This window comes from Pseudooceanicola nanhaiensis, from assembly GCF_020171315.1.
Taxonomy (GTDB): domain Bacteria; phylum Pseudomonadota; class Alphaproteobacteria; order Rhodobacterales; family Rhodobacteraceae; genus Pseudooceanicola; species Pseudooceanicola nanhaiensis_A.
Genome location: NZ_JAIUZP010000006.1, coordinates 1 through 17038, shown reverse-complemented (window position 1 = coordinate 17038; position 17038 = coordinate 1). Strand labels below are relative to the sequence as shown.

The 17038-nt window shown below is 65.9% G+C and carries 12 protein-coding genes; 10 read left to right on the top strand and 2 right to left on the bottom strand.

Annotated features, from left to right (window positions below):
• The first annotated feature begins 6 nt into the window (after window positions 1-6).
• From pstC to phoB, 5 genes are read left to right on the top strand one after another with little or no spacing between them, the layout of a single operon-like run.
• A complete protein-coding gene (pstC, locus tag LCM32_RS10140; RefSeq protein ID WP_224820954.1) occupies window positions 7-1479 on the top strand; it encodes a phosphate ABC transporter permease subunit PstC in 1473 nt (490 codons plus the stop codon).
• The gene (pstA, locus tag LCM32_RS10135) at window positions 1476-2837 is read left to right on the top strand and encodes a phosphate ABC transporter permease PstA (RefSeq protein WP_224820953.1); all 1362 of its coding nucleotides are present in this window, start codon (window positions 1476-1478) and stop codon (window positions 2835-2837) included. The genes pstC and pstA overlap by 4 nt, the downstream gene beginning before the upstream one ends.
• Before the next feature lie 15 nt (window positions 2838-2852).
• Window positions 2853-3647 (top strand): phosphate ABC transporter ATP-binding protein PstB, encoded by a 795-nt coding sequence (pstB, locus tag LCM32_RS10130; protein ID WP_224820952.1) that lies wholly within the window; start codon window positions 2853-2855, stop codon window positions 3645-3647.
• 21 nt (window positions 3648-3668) lie between these two features.
• A complete protein-coding gene (phoU, locus tag LCM32_RS10125) occupies window positions 3669-4421 on the top strand; it encodes a phosphate signaling complex protein PhoU (protein WP_224820951.1) in 753 nt (250 codons plus the stop codon).
• 2 nt (window positions 4422-4423) lie between these two features.
• The gene (gene phoB / locus LCM32_RS10120) at window positions 4424-5110 is read left to right on the top strand and encodes a phosphate regulon transcriptional regulator PhoB (RefSeq protein WP_224820950.1); all 687 of its coding nucleotides are present in this window, start codon (window positions 4424-4426) and stop codon (window positions 5108-5110) included.
• A 316-nt stretch (window positions 5111-5426) separates the two neighbouring features.
• On the opposite strand, the gene LCM32_RS10115 is transcribed toward phoB, so the two are convergent.
• On the bottom strand, window positions 5427-6572 hold the full coding sequence (locus tag LCM32_RS10115) for a hypothetical protein (protein WP_224820949.1): 1146 nt from the start codon (window positions 6570-6572) through the stop codon (window positions 5427-5429).
• A gap of 255 nt (window positions 6573-6827) precedes the next feature.
• Here LCM32_RS10115 and LCM32_RS10110 point away from each other — a divergent pair, with 255 nt between their 5' ends.
• From LCM32_RS10110 to LCM32_RS10095, 4 genes are all read left to right on the top strand, one after another.
• Window positions 6828-7613 (top strand): alpha/beta fold hydrolase, encoded by a 786-nt coding sequence (locus LCM32_RS10110; protein ID WP_224820948.1) that lies wholly within the window; start codon window positions 6828-6830, stop codon window positions 7611-7613.
• A complete protein-coding gene (locus tag LCM32_RS10105) occupies window positions 7610-9205 on the top strand; it encodes a Mur ligase family protein (RefSeq protein WP_224820947.1) in 1596 nt (531 codons plus the stop codon). Before LCM32_RS10110 ends, LCM32_RS10105 begins: the two co-directional genes overlap by 4 nt.
• Window positions 9206-9555: 350 nt before the next feature.
• Window positions 9556-10314 (top strand): helix-turn-helix transcriptional regulator, encoded by a 759-nt coding sequence (locus LCM32_RS10100; protein WP_224820946.1) that lies wholly within the window; start codon window positions 9556-9558, stop codon window positions 10312-10314.
• 582 nt (window positions 10315-10896) lie between these two features.
• Window positions 10897-11973, top strand: a complete 1077-nt coding sequence (locus LCM32_RS10095; protein ID WP_224820945.1) for an AbrB family transcriptional regulator — start codon at window positions 10897-10899, stop codon at window positions 11971-11973.
• Between the two features lie 20 nt (window positions 11974-11993).
• Here the strand turns inward: LCM32_RS10095 and LCM32_RS10090 are convergent, their stop codons facing one another.
• Window positions 11994-13067, bottom strand: coding sequence for an NAD(P)H-dependent flavin oxidoreductase (locus tag LCM32_RS10090; protein ID WP_224820944.1), 1074 nt, complete (start codon window positions 13065-13067; stop codon window positions 11994-11996).
• A 427-nt stretch (window positions 13068-13494) separates the two neighbouring features.
• Between LCM32_RS10090 and LCM32_RS10085 the strand changes: the two genes are divergently transcribed.
• On the top strand, window positions 13495-17038 hold a 3544-nt coding region (locus LCM32_RS10085; protein ID WP_224820943.1), incomplete at its 3' end, for a S8 family serine peptidase.

Sequence of the window (17038 nt, the reverse complement as noted above, 5' to 3'; positions counted from 1 at the left end):
TTCATTATGCCCGCCCTCTGGATTTTCATCGCCGTGCTGGTGCTGGCCGTGCTGGGGTTCGTCCTCGGCCGTCAACGCGCCCTGGCCATGGTGGACGGCGACAGCCGGCACCTGCATTCCCTCCCCAATTATTACGGGTTCCACGTCGGGATCTGGGCGCTCATGCCCGCGCTGCTGGTTCTGGCGGTCTGGCTGATCGTGCAGCCGATGCTGATCGACACCTCGGTCAAGTCGATGATCCCCGACACCAGCTACACCACCGCCGGTGAGCTGAGCCTGGTGATGTCCGATGTCCGCCGGGTGGCCGATGGCCTCGACCTCGCGGTGGAGCGCGGCGCGCTGACGGCGGATGAAGCCATGTCGCTCGACGCGGGGGCCACCGACGTGCGCGCCCTGCTGGGCGGTGTCGGCGTGGCCATCGGTTCGGACGTGCAGCCCGCTGTCCTTGAGGCCGCGCAGGCCTACCGCGCTTCGACCGCGACGGGCAACATGGTGCGCACCGTCATCGTCCTGCTGCTGGCCCTTGGCGGCCTCGGCTGGGCGCTGAGCCGCACCGCACCGGATTTCCGCGCCCGCAACAGCGTGGAGAAGGCGACGCTGGGCCTGCTGATCGCGGCGGCCTCGATCGCGATCCTGACCACGCTTGGCATCGTGCTCTCGCTGATCTTCAACACGATCGAGTTCTTCAAGCTCTACCCTGCGTCGGAGTTCTTCTTCGGCACCACCTGGGCGCCCTCTTTCGGCGGCGGCTCGGAACTGGGCATCCTGCCGCTCTTCTGGGGCACCTTCTACATCTCGATCATCGCACTTGCCGTGGCGGTGCCGATCGGGCTCTTCGCGGCGGTCTACCTGTCGGAGTACGCAGGCCCCAAGATTCGCGCCGTGGCCAAGCCGATGCTGGAGGTCCTCGCGGGCATCCCGACCATCGTCTACGGTCTCTTCGCGCTCGTCACCGTGGGCCCGATGCTGGTGAATGTCTTCGGCAACGAAGGCGCGCTCGGCCTCGGCTGGATGAGCGGCGGCACCGCCGTCATGACCGCGGGCCTCGTCATGGGCATCATGCTGATCCCCTTCGTGTCCTCGCTGTCCGATGACATCATCAACGCCGTGCCGCAGGCCATGCGCGACGGTTCGCTGGGCCTTGGCGCGACCAAGTCGGAAACCGTCAAGCAGGTGGTCCTGCCGGCGGCGCTGCCGGGGATCGTGGGCGCCGTGCTGCTGGCGGCCTCGCGGGCCATCGGCGAGACGATGATCGTCGTCATGGGGGCAGGGGCCGCGGCCCGGCTCTCGCTCAACCCCTTCGAAGCCATGACCACCGTCACCGCCAAGATCGTCAGCCAGCTGACCGGCGACGCGGACTTCGCCTCGCCCGAGGCACTGGTGGCCTTCGCCCTCGGCATGACGCTCTTCGTCATCACGCTGGGTCTGAACATCTTCGCGCTCTACATCGTGCGCAAGTACCGGGAGCAATACGAATGACCGACGCAACCGTGCAACCCGGTGCCGAGGGCCGTCCCGCCAAGAGTGGGTCCCTGCTGGAGCAGGACGCCCGCACCAAGCGCCGCAACGCCGCCGAGGCCCGCTTCAAGTTCTACGGCATGGCCGCCGTCGGGATAGGCGTGATCTTCCTGATCCTGCTGCTGGTCTCCATCGTGCGCAACGGGGTCCCGGCCTTCACCCAGACCTTCGTCACGGTGCCGATCTACCTACCCGAGGACAAGCTCGACAAATCCGGCGTCCGTGACCCTGACGTGATGCGCAAGGTCACCACCTTCGGCTATGCGCCGCTGCTGGATGACGCGCTGGTCAAGACGCTTGAAGAGAACGGAATCGAGATGCCCTTCGCCAAGCCCGCCAAGCTGCGCGACATGGTCTCCTCCTCGGCGGCGGCACAGGTGCGCGACACCGTGCTGGCGAACCCGGACCTGATCGGCCAGACCGTCGACTTCAAGCTGCTCGCCTCGAGCCGCGTCGACGGTTACATGAAGGGCCGCGTGACCCGCGAAAGCCTCGCCCGCGACAAGAACCTCGATGCGGAACACCTTGATATCGTGGATCAACTCCACGATCTGGGGGCGCTGGAGCGGAGCTTCAACTGGGCCTTCATCTTCGGCTCGGACGCCTCGGAAAGCCGTCCGGAACAGGCCGGCCTGGGTGTCTCGATGGTGGGCTCTCTCTTCATGATGATCGTGGTCCTCGTCCTGTCGCTGCCGATCGGCGTGGCCGCCTCGATCTACCTTGAGGAATTCGCGCCCAAGAACCGCTGGACCGACCTGATCGAGGTGAACATCTCGAACCTCGCGGCCGTGCCTTCCATCGTCTTCGGTATCCTCGGCCTCGCGGTCTTCATCCAGTTCGCCCATCTTCCGATGTCGGCGCCGCTGGTGGGGGGCCTCGTGCTGACGCTGATGACGCTGCCGACGATCATCATCTCGACCCGCGCCTCGCTGAAGGCGGTGCCGCCCTCGATCCGCGATGCGGCCCTCGGCGTCGGCGCCTCCAAGATGCAGTCGGTGTTCCACCACGTGCTGCCGCTGGCCATGCCGGGCATCCTGACCGGGACCATCCTCGGCCTCGCGCAGGCGCTTGGCGAAACCGCGCCGCTGCTGCTGATCGGCATGGTGGGCTTCATCGCCTCCAACATGCCCGACGGCGTGGCCGCCGGCTTCCTCTCGCCGAACTCGGCCATGCCCGCCCAGATCTACGAATGGGCCAAGCGTGCCGACCCTGCCTATTATGAACGCGCCTGGGGCGGGATCATCATCCTGCTGGTCTTCCTGATGACGATGAACATTATCGCCATCCTCCTGCGCCGCCGCTTCGAACGCCGGTGGTAAGATAGGGACATGACAATGTACGATTCTCCGAAAAGCGACTCCACCGTGAAGCACGCCATCAAAATCGCCGCCAACAAGGTTCAGGTCTTCTACGGGGACACCCACGCCATCAAGGATGTGGATGTCCAGATCGAGGACAAGACCGTCACCGCCTTCATCGGCCCGTCGGGCTGCGGCAAATCCACCTTCCTGCGGACCCTCAACCGGATGAACGACACGATCGACATCTGCCGGGTCGAGGGCGAGATCCTGCTGGATGGTGAGAACATCTATGACAAGCGCGTCGACCCCGTGCAGCTGCGCGCCAAGGTCGGCATGGTGTTCCAGAAGCCGAACCCGTTCCCCAAGTCGATCTACGACAACATCGCCTACGGCCCCCGCATCCACGGGCTGGCCAAGACCAAGGCCGACCTCGACGAGATCGTCGAGAAGTCGCTGCGCCGGGGCGCGATCTGGAACGAGGTGAAGGACCGTCTTCATTCCCCGGGCACCGGGCTTTCGGGCGGTCAGCAGCAGCGTCTGTGCATCGCCCGCGCCGTGGCGACGGAACCGGAGGTCCTGCTGATGGACGAACCCTGTTCCGCACTCGACCCGATCGCCACCGGCCAGGTCGAGGAGCTGATCGACGAACTGCGCGAAAGCTACTCGGTCGTCATCGTGACCCACTCGATGCAGCAGGCCGCGCGGGTCAGCCAGAAGACCGCCTTCTTCCACCTCGGCAACCTCGTCGAATTCGGCGAGACCTCGCAGATCTTCACCAATCCGAAGGACCCGCGCACCGAGAGCTACATCACCGGCCGGATCGGCTGATCCGGGTTCTGGGAGACCAACATGACTGAGCAAAAGCAACATATCGCCAGCGCCTTCGACCGCGACCTCGAAGCGATCCAGGCGAAGATCATGAAGATGGGCGGCCTCGTGGAGGCCGCCATCCTCGACGCCTCGCAATCGCTGGACGCGCGCGACGAGGAACTGGCCGACAAGGTCCGCAAGGGCGACGCGGCGATCGACGAGCTGGAAGAGATGATCAACGAGGACGCCGCCCGGCTGATCGCGCTGCGCGCGCCGACCGCCAGCGACCTGCGCGTCGTGCTCTCGGTGATGAAGATCTCCGCGAACCTCGAACGCATCGGCGACTACGCCAAGAACATGGCCAAGCGGACCGGCGTGCTGGTGCAGATGTCGCCGATCCCGGGCTCGCATTCCTCGCTGCGCCGCATGGCCCGCGAAGTGGAGCGTCAGCTGCAGGATGCGCTGGATGCCTACATCCGCCGCGACGTGGCGCTCGCCGAGGACGTGATCCAGCGCGATCTGGAAATCGACCAGATGTACAACGCGCTGTTCCGCGAATTCCTGACCTTCATGATGGAAGACCCGCGCAACATCACGGCCTGCATGCACCTGCATTTCATCGCCAAGAACAACGAGCGCATGGGCGACCACGCGACCTCGATCGCGGAGCAGGTGGTCTACCTCGTCACCGGCGAGACGCCCGATGAGAAGCGGCCGAAACAAGACAAGACCTCCACGGACCTCGGCGTGGCGCCCGAAGGCTCCTACGTGGAAAAAAGCAAGGACGCCTGACGATGAGTGACCAGCCGACAGTTCTGGTGGTCGAGGACGAGGCCGCGCAGCGCGAGGTCCTGTCCTACAACCTGGAGGCCGAGGGCTTCCGGGTGCAGCGCGCCGAGAACGGCGAAGAGGCCCTGCTGCTGGTGGAGGAAGGCGCGCCCGACGTGATCGTCCTCGACTGGATGCTGCCCAATGTTTCGGGGATCGAGGTCTGCCGCCAACTCAAGATGCGGTCCGACACCCGCGGCGTGCCGATCATCATGCTCTCGGCCCGGTCGGAAGAGGTGGACCGCGTGCGCGGCCTCGAAACGGGTGCCGACGACTACGTGGTGAAACCCTATTCGGTGATCGAGCTGATGGCGCGGGTGCGTGCGCAGCTGCGCCGGACGCGGCCTGCCTCGGTCGGTGAACGGCTGGAGTTCGAGGATATCGTGCTCGACGCCGACACCCACCGGGTGACCCGCGCGGACAACCAGCTGAAGCTGGGCCCGACCGAGTTCCGCCTGCTCTCCACCTTCATGGAGAAGCCGGGCCGGGTCTGGTCGCGTGAGCAGCTGCTGGACCGGGTCTGGGGCCGCGACATCTATGTCGACACCCGCACCGTGGACGTGCACATCGGCCGCCTGCGCAAGGCGCTGTGCCAGTTCGGAGGCGCCGATCCGCTGCGCACGGTGCGCGGCGCGGGCTACGCGCTCGGCTGACCTCAAGGGTTTCGGTACAGATCAGGGGAACGGGCAGGGCGCGGCTCTGCCCGTTTTCTTTTCAGAAAACGGTCCGGAAAATTCGAATTTTCCGGGCAGGGCGGTTGGGTCGGTTGACCGTTCGGAGGGCGCGCTGCCAGTGAGCGGCGCGCCCAAGAATTTTCGAAAATTCTTGGCAAAATTCTTCGAAGGATTTTGGGGGCGCTGCCCGACAGGTCGCCTTCGGGGCCGAGGGCGCTGTGCAAGGTCGTGGCAACCAACCCCCGGGGCGTGTGCGGCGCCGGGGGCAGGTGAGTATTTCGGTAAAGATGAAAGCTCAGCGCGGGAGCAGGTAGGCGTCTTGCGGGACGGGATCGTCGAAGGGTTTGGGCGCGGCGCCGAGCGCCTCCTGCACGAGGTGGTCGACCAGTTCCGGGAACAGCAGGTGGTTGCGGCGCGAGGCCTCCCAGAGGAAGAAGCCGTAGGAGCCGGGGATCGGGTTGATCTCGTTGAACCAGATCTCGCCGGTCTTGCTGTCGCACATGAAATCGAGACGGGGCGCGCCGCGCGCGCCGAGCGCGGTGAAGACCGCCTTGGCCTGATCGAGGACCTTGGCCTCCATCTCGGGCGGCATCTCGGGGTTGATGTCGCGGGTGAGCGAGAGCATCCCTTCCGAGGGCAGCGCGCCCTTGGCGCCGCCGTTGGAGGAGAGGTACTTCGTCTTGTAGTCGAGCAGTTCCTCACCGCTCTTGGGCCGCTCGATGGCGGAGCAGATGAGCTCGCCGCCGACCTTGGCCACGGCAACGTTGTATTCCTGCAGGTTCTGCACCTGCGGTTCGATCACCGCGACCGTGTCCTGCCGCAGGACGGAGGCCGTCAGATGGGTCAGCTCCTCGGGCGTCTTGGCAAGGCCCACGCCGATGGAGGAGCCGAGCGAGGCGGGCTTCACGATCGCGGGCAGACCGAAGGAGGCGAGCACCTCGGCGTGCCAGTCGCTGGCCCCCTCGGCCCCGCGCCGCACCACGACCTGATCCACCACGTTCACCCCGGCGGCGGCCACGACGGTCTTGGTCAGGTCCTTGCGCATGGCGACCCCGGAATGGGTAGCCGAGAAGCCGGTGACCGGAATGCCCAGCAGTTCGAAGTGACCCTGGATGCGGCCATCCTCGCCAAAGCCGTGGAAGACGGGCAGGGCGCAGTCGAAGCGGATCGGCGGCTGACCGCCGGTGCCGCGCATCTCGGGCCCGGCGTCGCCCCAGGCGAAGGTCACCTCGCGCAGGCCCGGCGGCAGCGGCCGGTAGCGGCGCACATCGCGCAGGGAGGCCCCGGTGCGGAACACGGTGTCAAAGCCCAGGTGCACGGGGATCACCTCGTATTTCCGGGTGTCCACGGCATCCATCAGCTGCTGCGCGCTGATCACGCTGACGTCGTGTTCGGGGCTGGGGCCGCCGAAGATCACGGCGATGCGGAATTTCTGGTCCATGCTGCGCCTGCTCTGGCTTCTTCTGGGTCGTTCCTGCCGGTCCCGTGGCGCCACGGGCCCGGACCGCGCGGGGCGCGGCGATGGGCAAGCGGCGGCCTGTCCGGCCTTTTTTGCTTCTAGCGCAATTGAGGCTGCCGGACCATACATGATATGGCGGGGTGACAGGCACGGGCCCCAAGGCGCTGTGGCCCGCGCGGGTTTCCGCGTGCGGGGCCAGGCTGCCACACGGGCGAGAAAGAGGGCACAGGCGAAGCCATGCAGATGCATTCTACGACGATCGGAGACGCCGGGTTGCCGGACGTGGTCATGGCCCATGGCTGGGACCGGACCCATGCGGATTTCATCCTCGCCGCCGAGAGCCTTGCCCCCGTGGCACGCTGTCACCTGCTGGACCTGCCGGGCTTCGGCGCCAGCCCGCGCCCCGAGGCCAGCTGGGGCACCGCCGATTATGCCGATTTCGTCGCCGAGGAGATGCAGCAGCGTCTCGGGCGGCCGTTCCTCTGGGTCGGTCACAGCCTTGGCGGACGGATCGGCCTGCGCCTTGGCGTGCACCACGGGCGGGCGCTGACCGGCCTCGTTCTGGTCGCCCCGGCGGGCGTGCCGCGGCGGCGCAGCGAATGGCAGAAGCTGCGCGGCGACCTGCGCGGGGCGAAGTTCCGCTTCCTCAGGAAGCGCGCAAAGGACGAAGCGGAAGTGATTGAACTGGAAAAGAAATACGGCAGCATCGACTATGTGCACAGCCGTGAAACCGGCCTGCGCGACATCTTCCTGAACACGGTGAACGAGGATCAGAGCCTCGACATCGGCCGGATCACCACGCCCACGGCAATGGTCTTCGGGGCCGAAGACAGCGAGACGCCGCCGGAGCTTGGCGCGCGGATGCAGCGGCTGATCCCGGGCGCCAGCCTGACCGTCGTGCCGGGGCTCGATCATATCTCGGTCCTGTTCCGCGGGCGCCACCAGATGGCGGCCATCGTGAAGGACATGCTGCGGGAGACCGGTCAAATGGCGCCGCAAGGCGGGCAGGGAGCGGCACAATGAGCGTCCTCATCCTCCTCTCCAAGATCGTCTTCCTTGCCGGGTTCCTCTACCTGCTCTGGACACGCAGCCGTACGCTGCTGGCCTATTTCCAGCAGGAGGAATACGACGCCACCCGTTTCCCCGACGCGATCCTGAGCGTCCGCCTCTATGACATCCGCGCCTCGCTCGCGATCGTGGCCAGCCTGCTGCTGATCGGCACATGGGCGCCCATCGCGGGCATCCTGCTGGCCGCGGCGCTCATCGCGCTGATCGCCTGGCGCGAGGGGACGTACCGTTTCAAGAAACCGCTGGCGATGACCGAACGCGCACGCCGCATCCTTTGGCTGGCCCGGGGTCTTGCCGGGGTGGCCGCGCTCTCGGTCCTGTGCTCGCCGTGGTGGGCGCTCGTGGTGATCCAGATGCTGCCGCTGGCGCTGGTGCTGGCGAACCTCGTGCTGGCGCCGATGCAGCAGAAGATCAACCAGGGCTTCATCGACGAGGCGACGGCCAAGCTGGCGCGGATGCAGCCGGTGACCATCGGGATCACCGGCTCCTTCGGGAAGACGACGGTGAAGCATATCCTCGCGGAATTGCTGGAGGTTTCGGGCCCGGTCTTCTACAGCCGCGGCTCGATCAACACGGTGCTGGGGCTGACCCGGCACATCCGCCAGCGGCTTCAGTTCAGCCATCGCTACTTCATCGCCGAGATGGGTGCCTATGGCATCGGCTCGATCAAGCGGCTGTGTGATTTCGCGCATCCCGAGTATGGCATCATCACCGCCGTCGGCCACGCCCATGCAGAGCGCTTCGGCAGCCTCGAGAACACCGCCAAGGCCAAGTCCGAGCTGGCGGCCCATGTCTGTGCCCATGGCAAGGGCGTGGTGGTGACCGAGGCGGTGGCGGCGCTGGAGCCCTTCGCCAAGCTGCGCGAGGCGCATCCGGGCAAGTTCACCGTCGTGGGGGAAAGCGAGACCTCGGACGTCCAGATCGTCGAGGCCGTCCTCGTGGGCGCGCTCTGGCGGATCACGCTGCGCTTCAACGCTCAGGACGGGCAGCCCGAGCTGACCTTCGATCTGCCGCTTCTGGGGGCGCACAACATCATGAACGCGGCGCTTGCCGTGGCCATGGTGGCGCTGGTCGATCCCGAGGCCGTCGCGCGTCTGCCGCTTGCCACGCCGGAGGTCTCGCAGATCCCGCATCGGCTGCAGAAGAAGGCTGCGCTTGCGGGGCCGCTGATTCTTGACGATGCCTACAATTCCAACGAAACCGGCTTCGGCAACGCGGTCTCGGTTCTGCGGAATGTCGCCGATGAACAGGGTGGCAAGGCCATTCTGGTGACGCCCGGCGTCGCGGAACTGGGCGATCAACACTCGGTTGTGCACGAACGGTTGGGCAAACTGAGCGGCGAAGCCTGCGATCTCGTTGTCATCGTGAACCCATATCGCATTCCAACTTTCCAGCGTGCGGCAGAAGGTCAGCGCGCAGAGATCGTCACCAAGGCGACGCTGAACGAGGCGCAGGCCTATGTTCGGGGGCTCTCTCTGGGGGCGCAGGACGTGGTTCTCTATGAAAACGACCTGCCAGATGTGCTTGAGGAGAAACGCATTCTCTGATCGGACCGGCCCGGCGGACGATGGTCACGCCGGGCCAGAATGCGAACGAGCGGCGGCAGGACCACGCCCCGCAGTGGTTCAAACGAAGTACGTATAATCGGTATTATGTAAATATCGGATGTGGTCCGGGTGCCTCTGCGGTACGCTCTACTGGGATCACGACGCGATATGACTGCGCCGCTGCAGCGAACCGGCCCCCTTGGGAAACCTGTATCGGGAATGTGACCTCGCGTCTCGACAAGGCCGATCCGCCCGCGATAGAAGATTTCTCGCGAGGAATTTTCGATGCAGTGCTTGTTACATCCGTCAGCGGCATCAGAACGTCTCGCCCATGTTGCGGAGGCAGGCAGATGAAGGATCGGAGAGATTATCTCGAGCGGCTGACGAACGCGCGGTCGATCGAAGAGCTCTGGACGCTGCACACCGAGAAGATGACGGGCTACGGTTTCGACCGGTTGCTCTATGGCTTCACCCGCTACCGCACCACGACCTCGCTCGGCGATCCCGAGGATTTCGTCATCCTGACGAACCACAAGGCGGCTTACACCGATGGGTTCCTTGGCCAGGGTCTCTACTTCCACGCACCGATGGTTCGCTGGGCGCTTGAGAACGAAGGTGCGTGCTCCTGGCGTATCCTGGCAGAGATGATGATGTCCGGCACGCTGACCGACAGCGAGAAGAAGGTCATCGAATTCAACCGCTCCATGGGCGTCAAGGCGGGCTACTCGATCAGCTTCAAGTCGATCTCGCCGCGGACCAAGGGCGCCATCGCGCTGACCGCACGCGAGGACATGACGCAGGATGAGGCCGACGCGGTCTGGACCGAGCATGGCCGCGACATTGTCATCATGAACAACGTGGCGCATCTCAAGATCCTGACCCTGCCCTATACCGGCACCGCGCGCGAGCTGACCAAGCGCCAGCGGGAGGCGCTGCAATGGGTTGGCGACGGCAAGACCACGCAGGATATCGCGCTGCTCATGGGTCTGACCTCCGCCACGGTCGAGAAGCACCTGCGCCTCGCGCGGGAGACGCTGAACGTGGAAACCACGGCCCAGGCGGTGCTCAAGGCGGCCTTCCTGAACCAGATGTTCGTGCTCGAGGCCTGAGACCGGCGCGCGTCGGACAATCCACGCAATTTTGTCGAGGATTTCCCGCGTAAGTGGAAGCGAAACCCCGCTTTTCCAGCGCTTTGCGGAAATATTTGACCGGTGGGTAAGGTTTACCTTACTTTCGGATCCGGGTCAGGAGTGACATTCTGACCGTGTTCCGTGAGTGGTGGCTTTGATGCCATGGGACATCCCGGTCAAAACCCAGAGATAGCTGGGCCCTTTGATTGGAAATTCGTCGGTCGGGGGCGTATTGGTCCGCCTTCGGCCGACATTCGATCCACCTTCTCTCATCCCCAAATCGAGGGGTGGGTCGCTCTCAGCGGCGGTGTCGGTCGACGGATCGGCACCGCTTTTGTCTGCGCTCCTTGCGCGATGACTGCCGGGAAATGCCGCGCAACCGGCCGCGACTGGATTGAAAACGTGGGGTTTCTCCGCCGGTCAATTGACCTTTGCGCTGTAAGGGTGCAGGCGGGCTGCACTGTCCCTGCGCCTAGACGACGGCCCTCCGATGCCCCTGCCCGCCCTGATCCTTCCTGCCGCCTGTACCGTGGTGCACGTCGCGCGTCCTGCGTGTTGCGCATGAGCGCATCGGGCTGGATCTCCGGCTGGCCCAAATGGGCGCAATGGGCGCTCCTCATTGGCACCGCAGCTGTCACCACGACGCTTCTGAGTCGCGCGGGTGTGCCCGCGGCGCTGCTGCTGGGGCCGATGGTCTTTGCCGTCGTCATGGGGCTTGGCGGCGCCACGATCAGCTTCAAGGGGCCTCTGCGCGCTCTGGCTCAGGGCGCGACGGGCGTGCTGATCGCGGGCAACATCCGGCCAGAGACCCTCGGCAACCTCGTGTCAATCTGGCCTGCGGCGGTCGTGGTGCTGGCCGCGACGATGGTGTCTGCCATGGTCGCGGGTGTCGTCGCGGGGCGCATCGGCAAGATCGATCGAGAGGCCGCGATCTGGGGCTTCCTGCCGGGCATGGCGGGCGCAGTCATCGCGATGAGCGATGCGCGCGGGCTCGATGCGCGGCTCGTCGCGATCATCCAGGTTCTGCGGATCATGGTCGTGATCCTCTGCGTGGCCGCGCTGTCTTGGGTCCTTGGATTCACGGGGCGACACGACACCGCCGCGCCGACAGTCACCGCGCCCGAGGAGATGGACCTCCTCCTCGTCGCACTGGCCTTTGCGCTGATGGCGATGGCGCCCTACGTGGGCCGCTATCTGGGACGCATCCCTGCCGGGCCGATGCTGGTGCCGATGGTTCTGGGCGCGGCCTGCAAGCTGGCGGGCTATCCGCCGCAGATCCCGCATCCCGTTCTGATCCTGGCCTATTTCGTCATCGGCTCCTCCGTGGGGCTGCGCTTCGACATGGAGTTGATGCGCCGCGCGGGCCGGGCCTTGCCGGTGATCATCCTCTCTGCGCTCGCGCTCGTCATGACGGGGGGCGCCTTCGGGGCTGCGATCGGGCGGCTGGCGGGGACGGACCTGCTCAGCGGGGTGCTCTCTGCCGTGCCCGGCTCGATCGACGCCGTGGCGGCGATCACCTACAGCGAGGGCGCGGACCTGTCCTTCGTGATGACGCTTCAGGTCATGCGGCTTTTCGTGGTGATCCTGCTGGGGCCGGTCATGGCGCGGCTGGCAGTGCGGCTGACCGCCCGCCGCTAGGCCCGTTCAGATAGGCCCGGTCAGGCCCCCTGCCCGGCCTCCACCTGTTCCAGCGCCGCGCTCCACTCCGCGATCAGCTGCGCCGCCGGCCGCGCCGTGGCGCGGTGCGCGTTGCTGCCGGCCCATTGCGCGGCATAGCCCGTCGCATCGTGGGATTTCGCAGCGGCGGTGAGCTGTTTGAAGATGTCGTAGGCCAGCGGATAGGACGGCACGTCCGCCGGATCGACCCCGGCGGTAAAGCGGGTGAAGGCCGTCTCCAGCGACCGGGCGGGCCGTCCGGAAATCGCCCGCTGCATCCGGGTGCTGCCGGGGCGCGCCTGCGCCAGTGCGGCGCGGTAGGCCGCGTCGCTGGCGCTCTCGGGGCACAGCAGGAAGGCCGTGCCCAGCTGGGCCGCCGTGGCCCCTGCGTCAAGGGCCGCGCGAATGTCCGCGGCATCCATCAGCCCTCCGGCCGCGATCACCGGCAGCGGCAGGGCCTGCGCGATCTCGGCCACGAGGGTCAGGCAGGGTTTGCGCGGATCGGGCCCATCCGGGTCGAGGATGCCGCGATGCCCACCGGCCTCCCAGCCCTGCGCGACAATGCCATCCATGCCGCCTTCGGCCATGATCCGCGCCTCGGGCACCGAGGTCGCGGAGGCGATGAGCGTGATCCCGGCGGATTTCAGCGCCGCGACCTGATCGGCGGGCGGCAGGCCGAAATGGAAGGAGACCACGGCGGGCCGTTCTTCCAGCAGCATCTCGACCATGCCGGGCTGGTCCTGAAACGGGATGTAGGGGCTGGCCATCTGTTCCGGTGCCGCGGCCCCGAACCGCGCCAGCAGCGGCGCGAGGCGCGCGATCCAGGCGGTGTCGCGGGCCACGTCGCGGCGCGGCGGCTGGTGGCAGAAGAAGTTCGCGTTCACCGGCCCGTCGGTCAGGGCCCGGGTCGCGCGCAGCTGCCGCCGGGCGGCCTCCACGTCGCCGCCGCCCAGACCGAGGGAGCCGAGCGCCCCGGCGTTGCTGACGGCCGCGGCCAGCTCCGGCGTCGTGACACCGGCCATGGGGGCCTGGATCACCGGCAGGCTCAGCCCGAGGGCAGAGGGATCGAATGGCATGGCAGCTCCTCCTTCGTCTGCGCGCAGAGTGCCAGCCGCGCCCTCCGCTGACCAGCCCCCTGCCGCAGGGGCAGCGACACAGGCGGAGGCGCGCGAAACGGGCGTCCTGGCTGGGCAAGAGATGGCCGCTGGGGGGACGGGCCGCCTGCCCCGCCTGCCCTCGCGCGCTCCACCGGCACCTTCGAAAATCGCCTTGTGTCGCTATCGGATGCCCCAAGGACAGCTGGGCGACGAGGGTTTAATTTCAACCGAAGCTTGCATGATTGCCTAAAATTGCTCTAGGTTGCTTTAAATTGATCGTTTTGATTGGCTATATCGCCGGGCAACGGTTTTCCTGCCAATAGGCCCCCGCTCCATTTCAGGCGGATTATTTTTCGGGTGATTGGATTTTTCCGGGTACGTCAGGCATTTTTTGGGCTTCTGATTTATGAGCAATTCGACTGAGCAAGACATCCCCTCGACCGCAGACCAATCCGCCACCGAGGAAACGCAATTCCTCTTCGTGGATAAGGTGCCCGTCGAGGAAACCCCGGCGCTGACCTTCGAAACCGATCTTGAGGCGGATAAGGGCACGGGGCCGGACGCGGCCACCGCGAACAGCGCGCGCCCCGTTGAGGACGCAGGCCCCGAAGCGGCGCCCGCCGTCTCGGTCAGGACCACCGCGTCCGACGCCGGGACCGGCGACGCCCGCGCACAGGCGCTGGCGATGTTTGCAACCTCGGACCGGGACGCCCTCACGCTGCGCGAGGCCACGCAGTCCGCGGCCTTGACGCTTCGCGACAGCCTGTCGAACCGGGTCTCGCCCGACGCGCCTGCCTTCGCGCCGCTCTCCGACCAGACCTCCCAGCCGGCCCGGCCCGCTGGGGTGGACTTCTCGCTTGCGGCGGCCCCCATCGGGCGCGTCGCCGAGATGCTCCCCACCGCAGGTGACGGGCCCATCTCGTTCAACATGGCATTGCCGAGCGATCACCTCTTTGCCCAGCAGTGGTACCTGCAGAATTCCAATGCCGCCCTGTTCGACCTGAACGTGACCGAGGTCTGGGACAGCGAGGGGCAGACCTACACCGGCGCGGGTGTCGATGTGGCGATCATCGATGATGCCGTCGATCGGGCCCACGCGGATCTGAACGACAACTACAGCACAACGAAGGACTGGGACTTCGCCGACGATGACAGCTTTCCGGACGGCGTGGACGGAGAGAACCACGGAACCGCTGTCGCCGGGATCATCGCCGCGGAGCGAAACGACGTCGGTACGGTGGGCGTGGCCTATGATGCGACGATTTTCGGTTTTCGGGTGGAGTCATCCGGTGCGACGTCGGGGCCCTATGACGCGTTCCTCACCAACCTTCTCGACGCGGTGCAGGTTGCGAGCGGTGAAGTGCTATTGCTTGGGATCGACCGGACGGCCGACATCGTCAACATGTCTAACGGTACGCAGGTCTTTGGGAATTTCTACAGCCTGCTCGTCCCGACCGCCTCGCTTCCTGATCAGGTGGTCTCGGCCTTCGAATACGGTGCGGAGAACGGGCGTGATGGGCTTGGGACGATCTTCGTAAAGGCTGCCGGTAACGGCCGCGCCGATGGCCTTGACGCCAACGGGTCGGAATGGAACGCGTCGCGATACTCGATCTCCGTCGCGGCGGTGAACCAGGACGGCTACGTCTCGAGCTATTCGACAGAGGGCGCAAACCTCTTCGTTTCGGCCTTCGGAACCGCGGGCGAGATCGTTACCACCGACCGCAGGGGCGCCGAGGGTTATAACTCCAGCACCGACAGCGACTATGTCTTCGACTTCAACGGCACATCGGCGGCAACCCCGATGGTCAGCGGGGTCGTGGCCCTGATGCTCGAGGCCAACCCCGATCTCGGATGGCGCGACGTGCAGGACATCCTCGCCTATTCCGCCCGCCACGTGGGCACGGAGGTCGGCGGAGGTGTCGCGGCGGCGGAAGCAAACCCCTGGTTCTTCAATGGCGCCGAGGGCTGGAACGGTGGCGGGTTGCATTTCTCCCAGGACTACGGCTTTGGCCTGATTGACGCCCATGCCGCGGTGCGACTGGCCGAAACCTGGGGCGGGACCGCGCAGACCAGTGCCAATGACGCGCTCTTCACGACCGATCTGATCAACTCGACGGTGTCGCTGGCAGGCACCTCGACGAGCTATACCTTCACGCCGGGCGACATGCTGGTGGAAACGATCGAGGTGCAGCTGAGTTACTCGCACACCTGGCTCGGCGACATGAACCTGGAGCTGACTTCGCCCACGGGCACCACGATCGACCTGATCAAGGAGAACTACGGCACTTCAGCGGATATCACCAACGACACCTACACCTGGTCGACCAATGCCTTCTGGGGCGAAGAGGCCAGTGGAAGCTGGACGATCACCCTGACCGACGATGCGATTGCCGACAATTGGGTTATCACTGACCTTCAGGTCTTCGTCTGGGGGGATGACAGCTCCTACGACACGGATGCCTCGAATGACCGCAATATCATCACCGAGGAATTCTCCGACTACGCGGGCAATTTCGGGCATTCCACGGCGCTCAGCCCGCTCTACGGGAGCACTGGCACGCTGAACACCGCGGCGCTGACCACGGGATCGGACATCGACATGTCCACCGGCAGCGGCACGATCGACGGCGTGGCGGTGACGCTGAGCGGTTTCACCGAGATCTATGGCGGTGACGGCGACGATACCATCGTCGGGAACGCAAGCAGCGACGTGATCAGCGGGATGCGTGGCGATGACGTGCTGATTGGCGGCACGGGCACTGAACTCCTGCTGGGCGGCGCGGGCGACGACTCGATCACCAGCAAGGGTGGAAGCGATACTCTGACCGGGGGGGACGGCAATGACACCCTGGTCGGGTCCGGCCATGGCGTCGAGTACAGCGGCGGCGGCGGGGATGACCTGTTCCAACTCGATAGCACCGGCAGCTCGACGCTGAGCGGCGGGGACGGCAGCGACACGGTCGACCTCGTCGCCTTCGGGTATGCGGGCATACTCGACAGCCCGGCCCGGATCATCAACCTGGACCTGGGCTACTCCTTCGACGGAGGCGCCTACCAGGGCGATTGGGAGGGGCTCGAAAATCTCCTGAGTTTCGCTAACACGTCGGTCACGTTGATCGGCAACGCGTCCGACAACCTCCTGCAGGGGTCGAGCCGGAACGACACGCTCCTCGGCGAAGACGGCGCGGATACCCTGCTGGGTCTGGACGGCGATGACTCGATCAACGGCGGGTTCGGTGCGGATAGCCTCGTCGGCGGCGCGGGCAACGACTTGATCGACGGTGGGTACGGGAACAATGCGGATACCTTAGTCGGCGGCGCGGGCAACGACACGCTGATCGGGGGGGCTTCCGGCGACTCGTTAGACGGGGGCGACGGCGATGACGTCCTCCAGGTCCGTTACATCGGCAGCAGCACGATCGTCGGCGGCGCAGGCAACGACACCATGGATCTCTGGACAAACGGGCTGAGCGTCACGAGCGGGCCCCTGCGGATTCTCGATGTGGACAAGGGCTATTCCTACAATGGCGGCGCCTTCCAGAGCCTCTGGTCGGAGATCGAGAACATCATGTCCTGGGTCGGCTCATCCGTCACGATGGTCGGCAATGCCTCCGACAACCTGCTGCAGGCCTCGATCGAGGACGACACGCTCTTCGGCGCAGACGGCGCGGATACGCTGCTGGGTATGTCGGGCCATGACACGATCGACGGCGGCGCTGGCGATGACACGATCGACGCCGGCAAGGGCCACGACACGGTCGACGGCGGCGACGGTGCGGATTCCATCGTCGGGGGGACTGGCGATGACGAACTCCATGGCGGCGCCAATGCCGACACCATCAAGGGCGGCGGCGGCAATGACACCGTCTGGGGCGACAACGGTCGGGACGTGATCTACCTCAACAACGGGGCCGATCTCTTCAACGACAACGCTCAGGACGGGACCTACG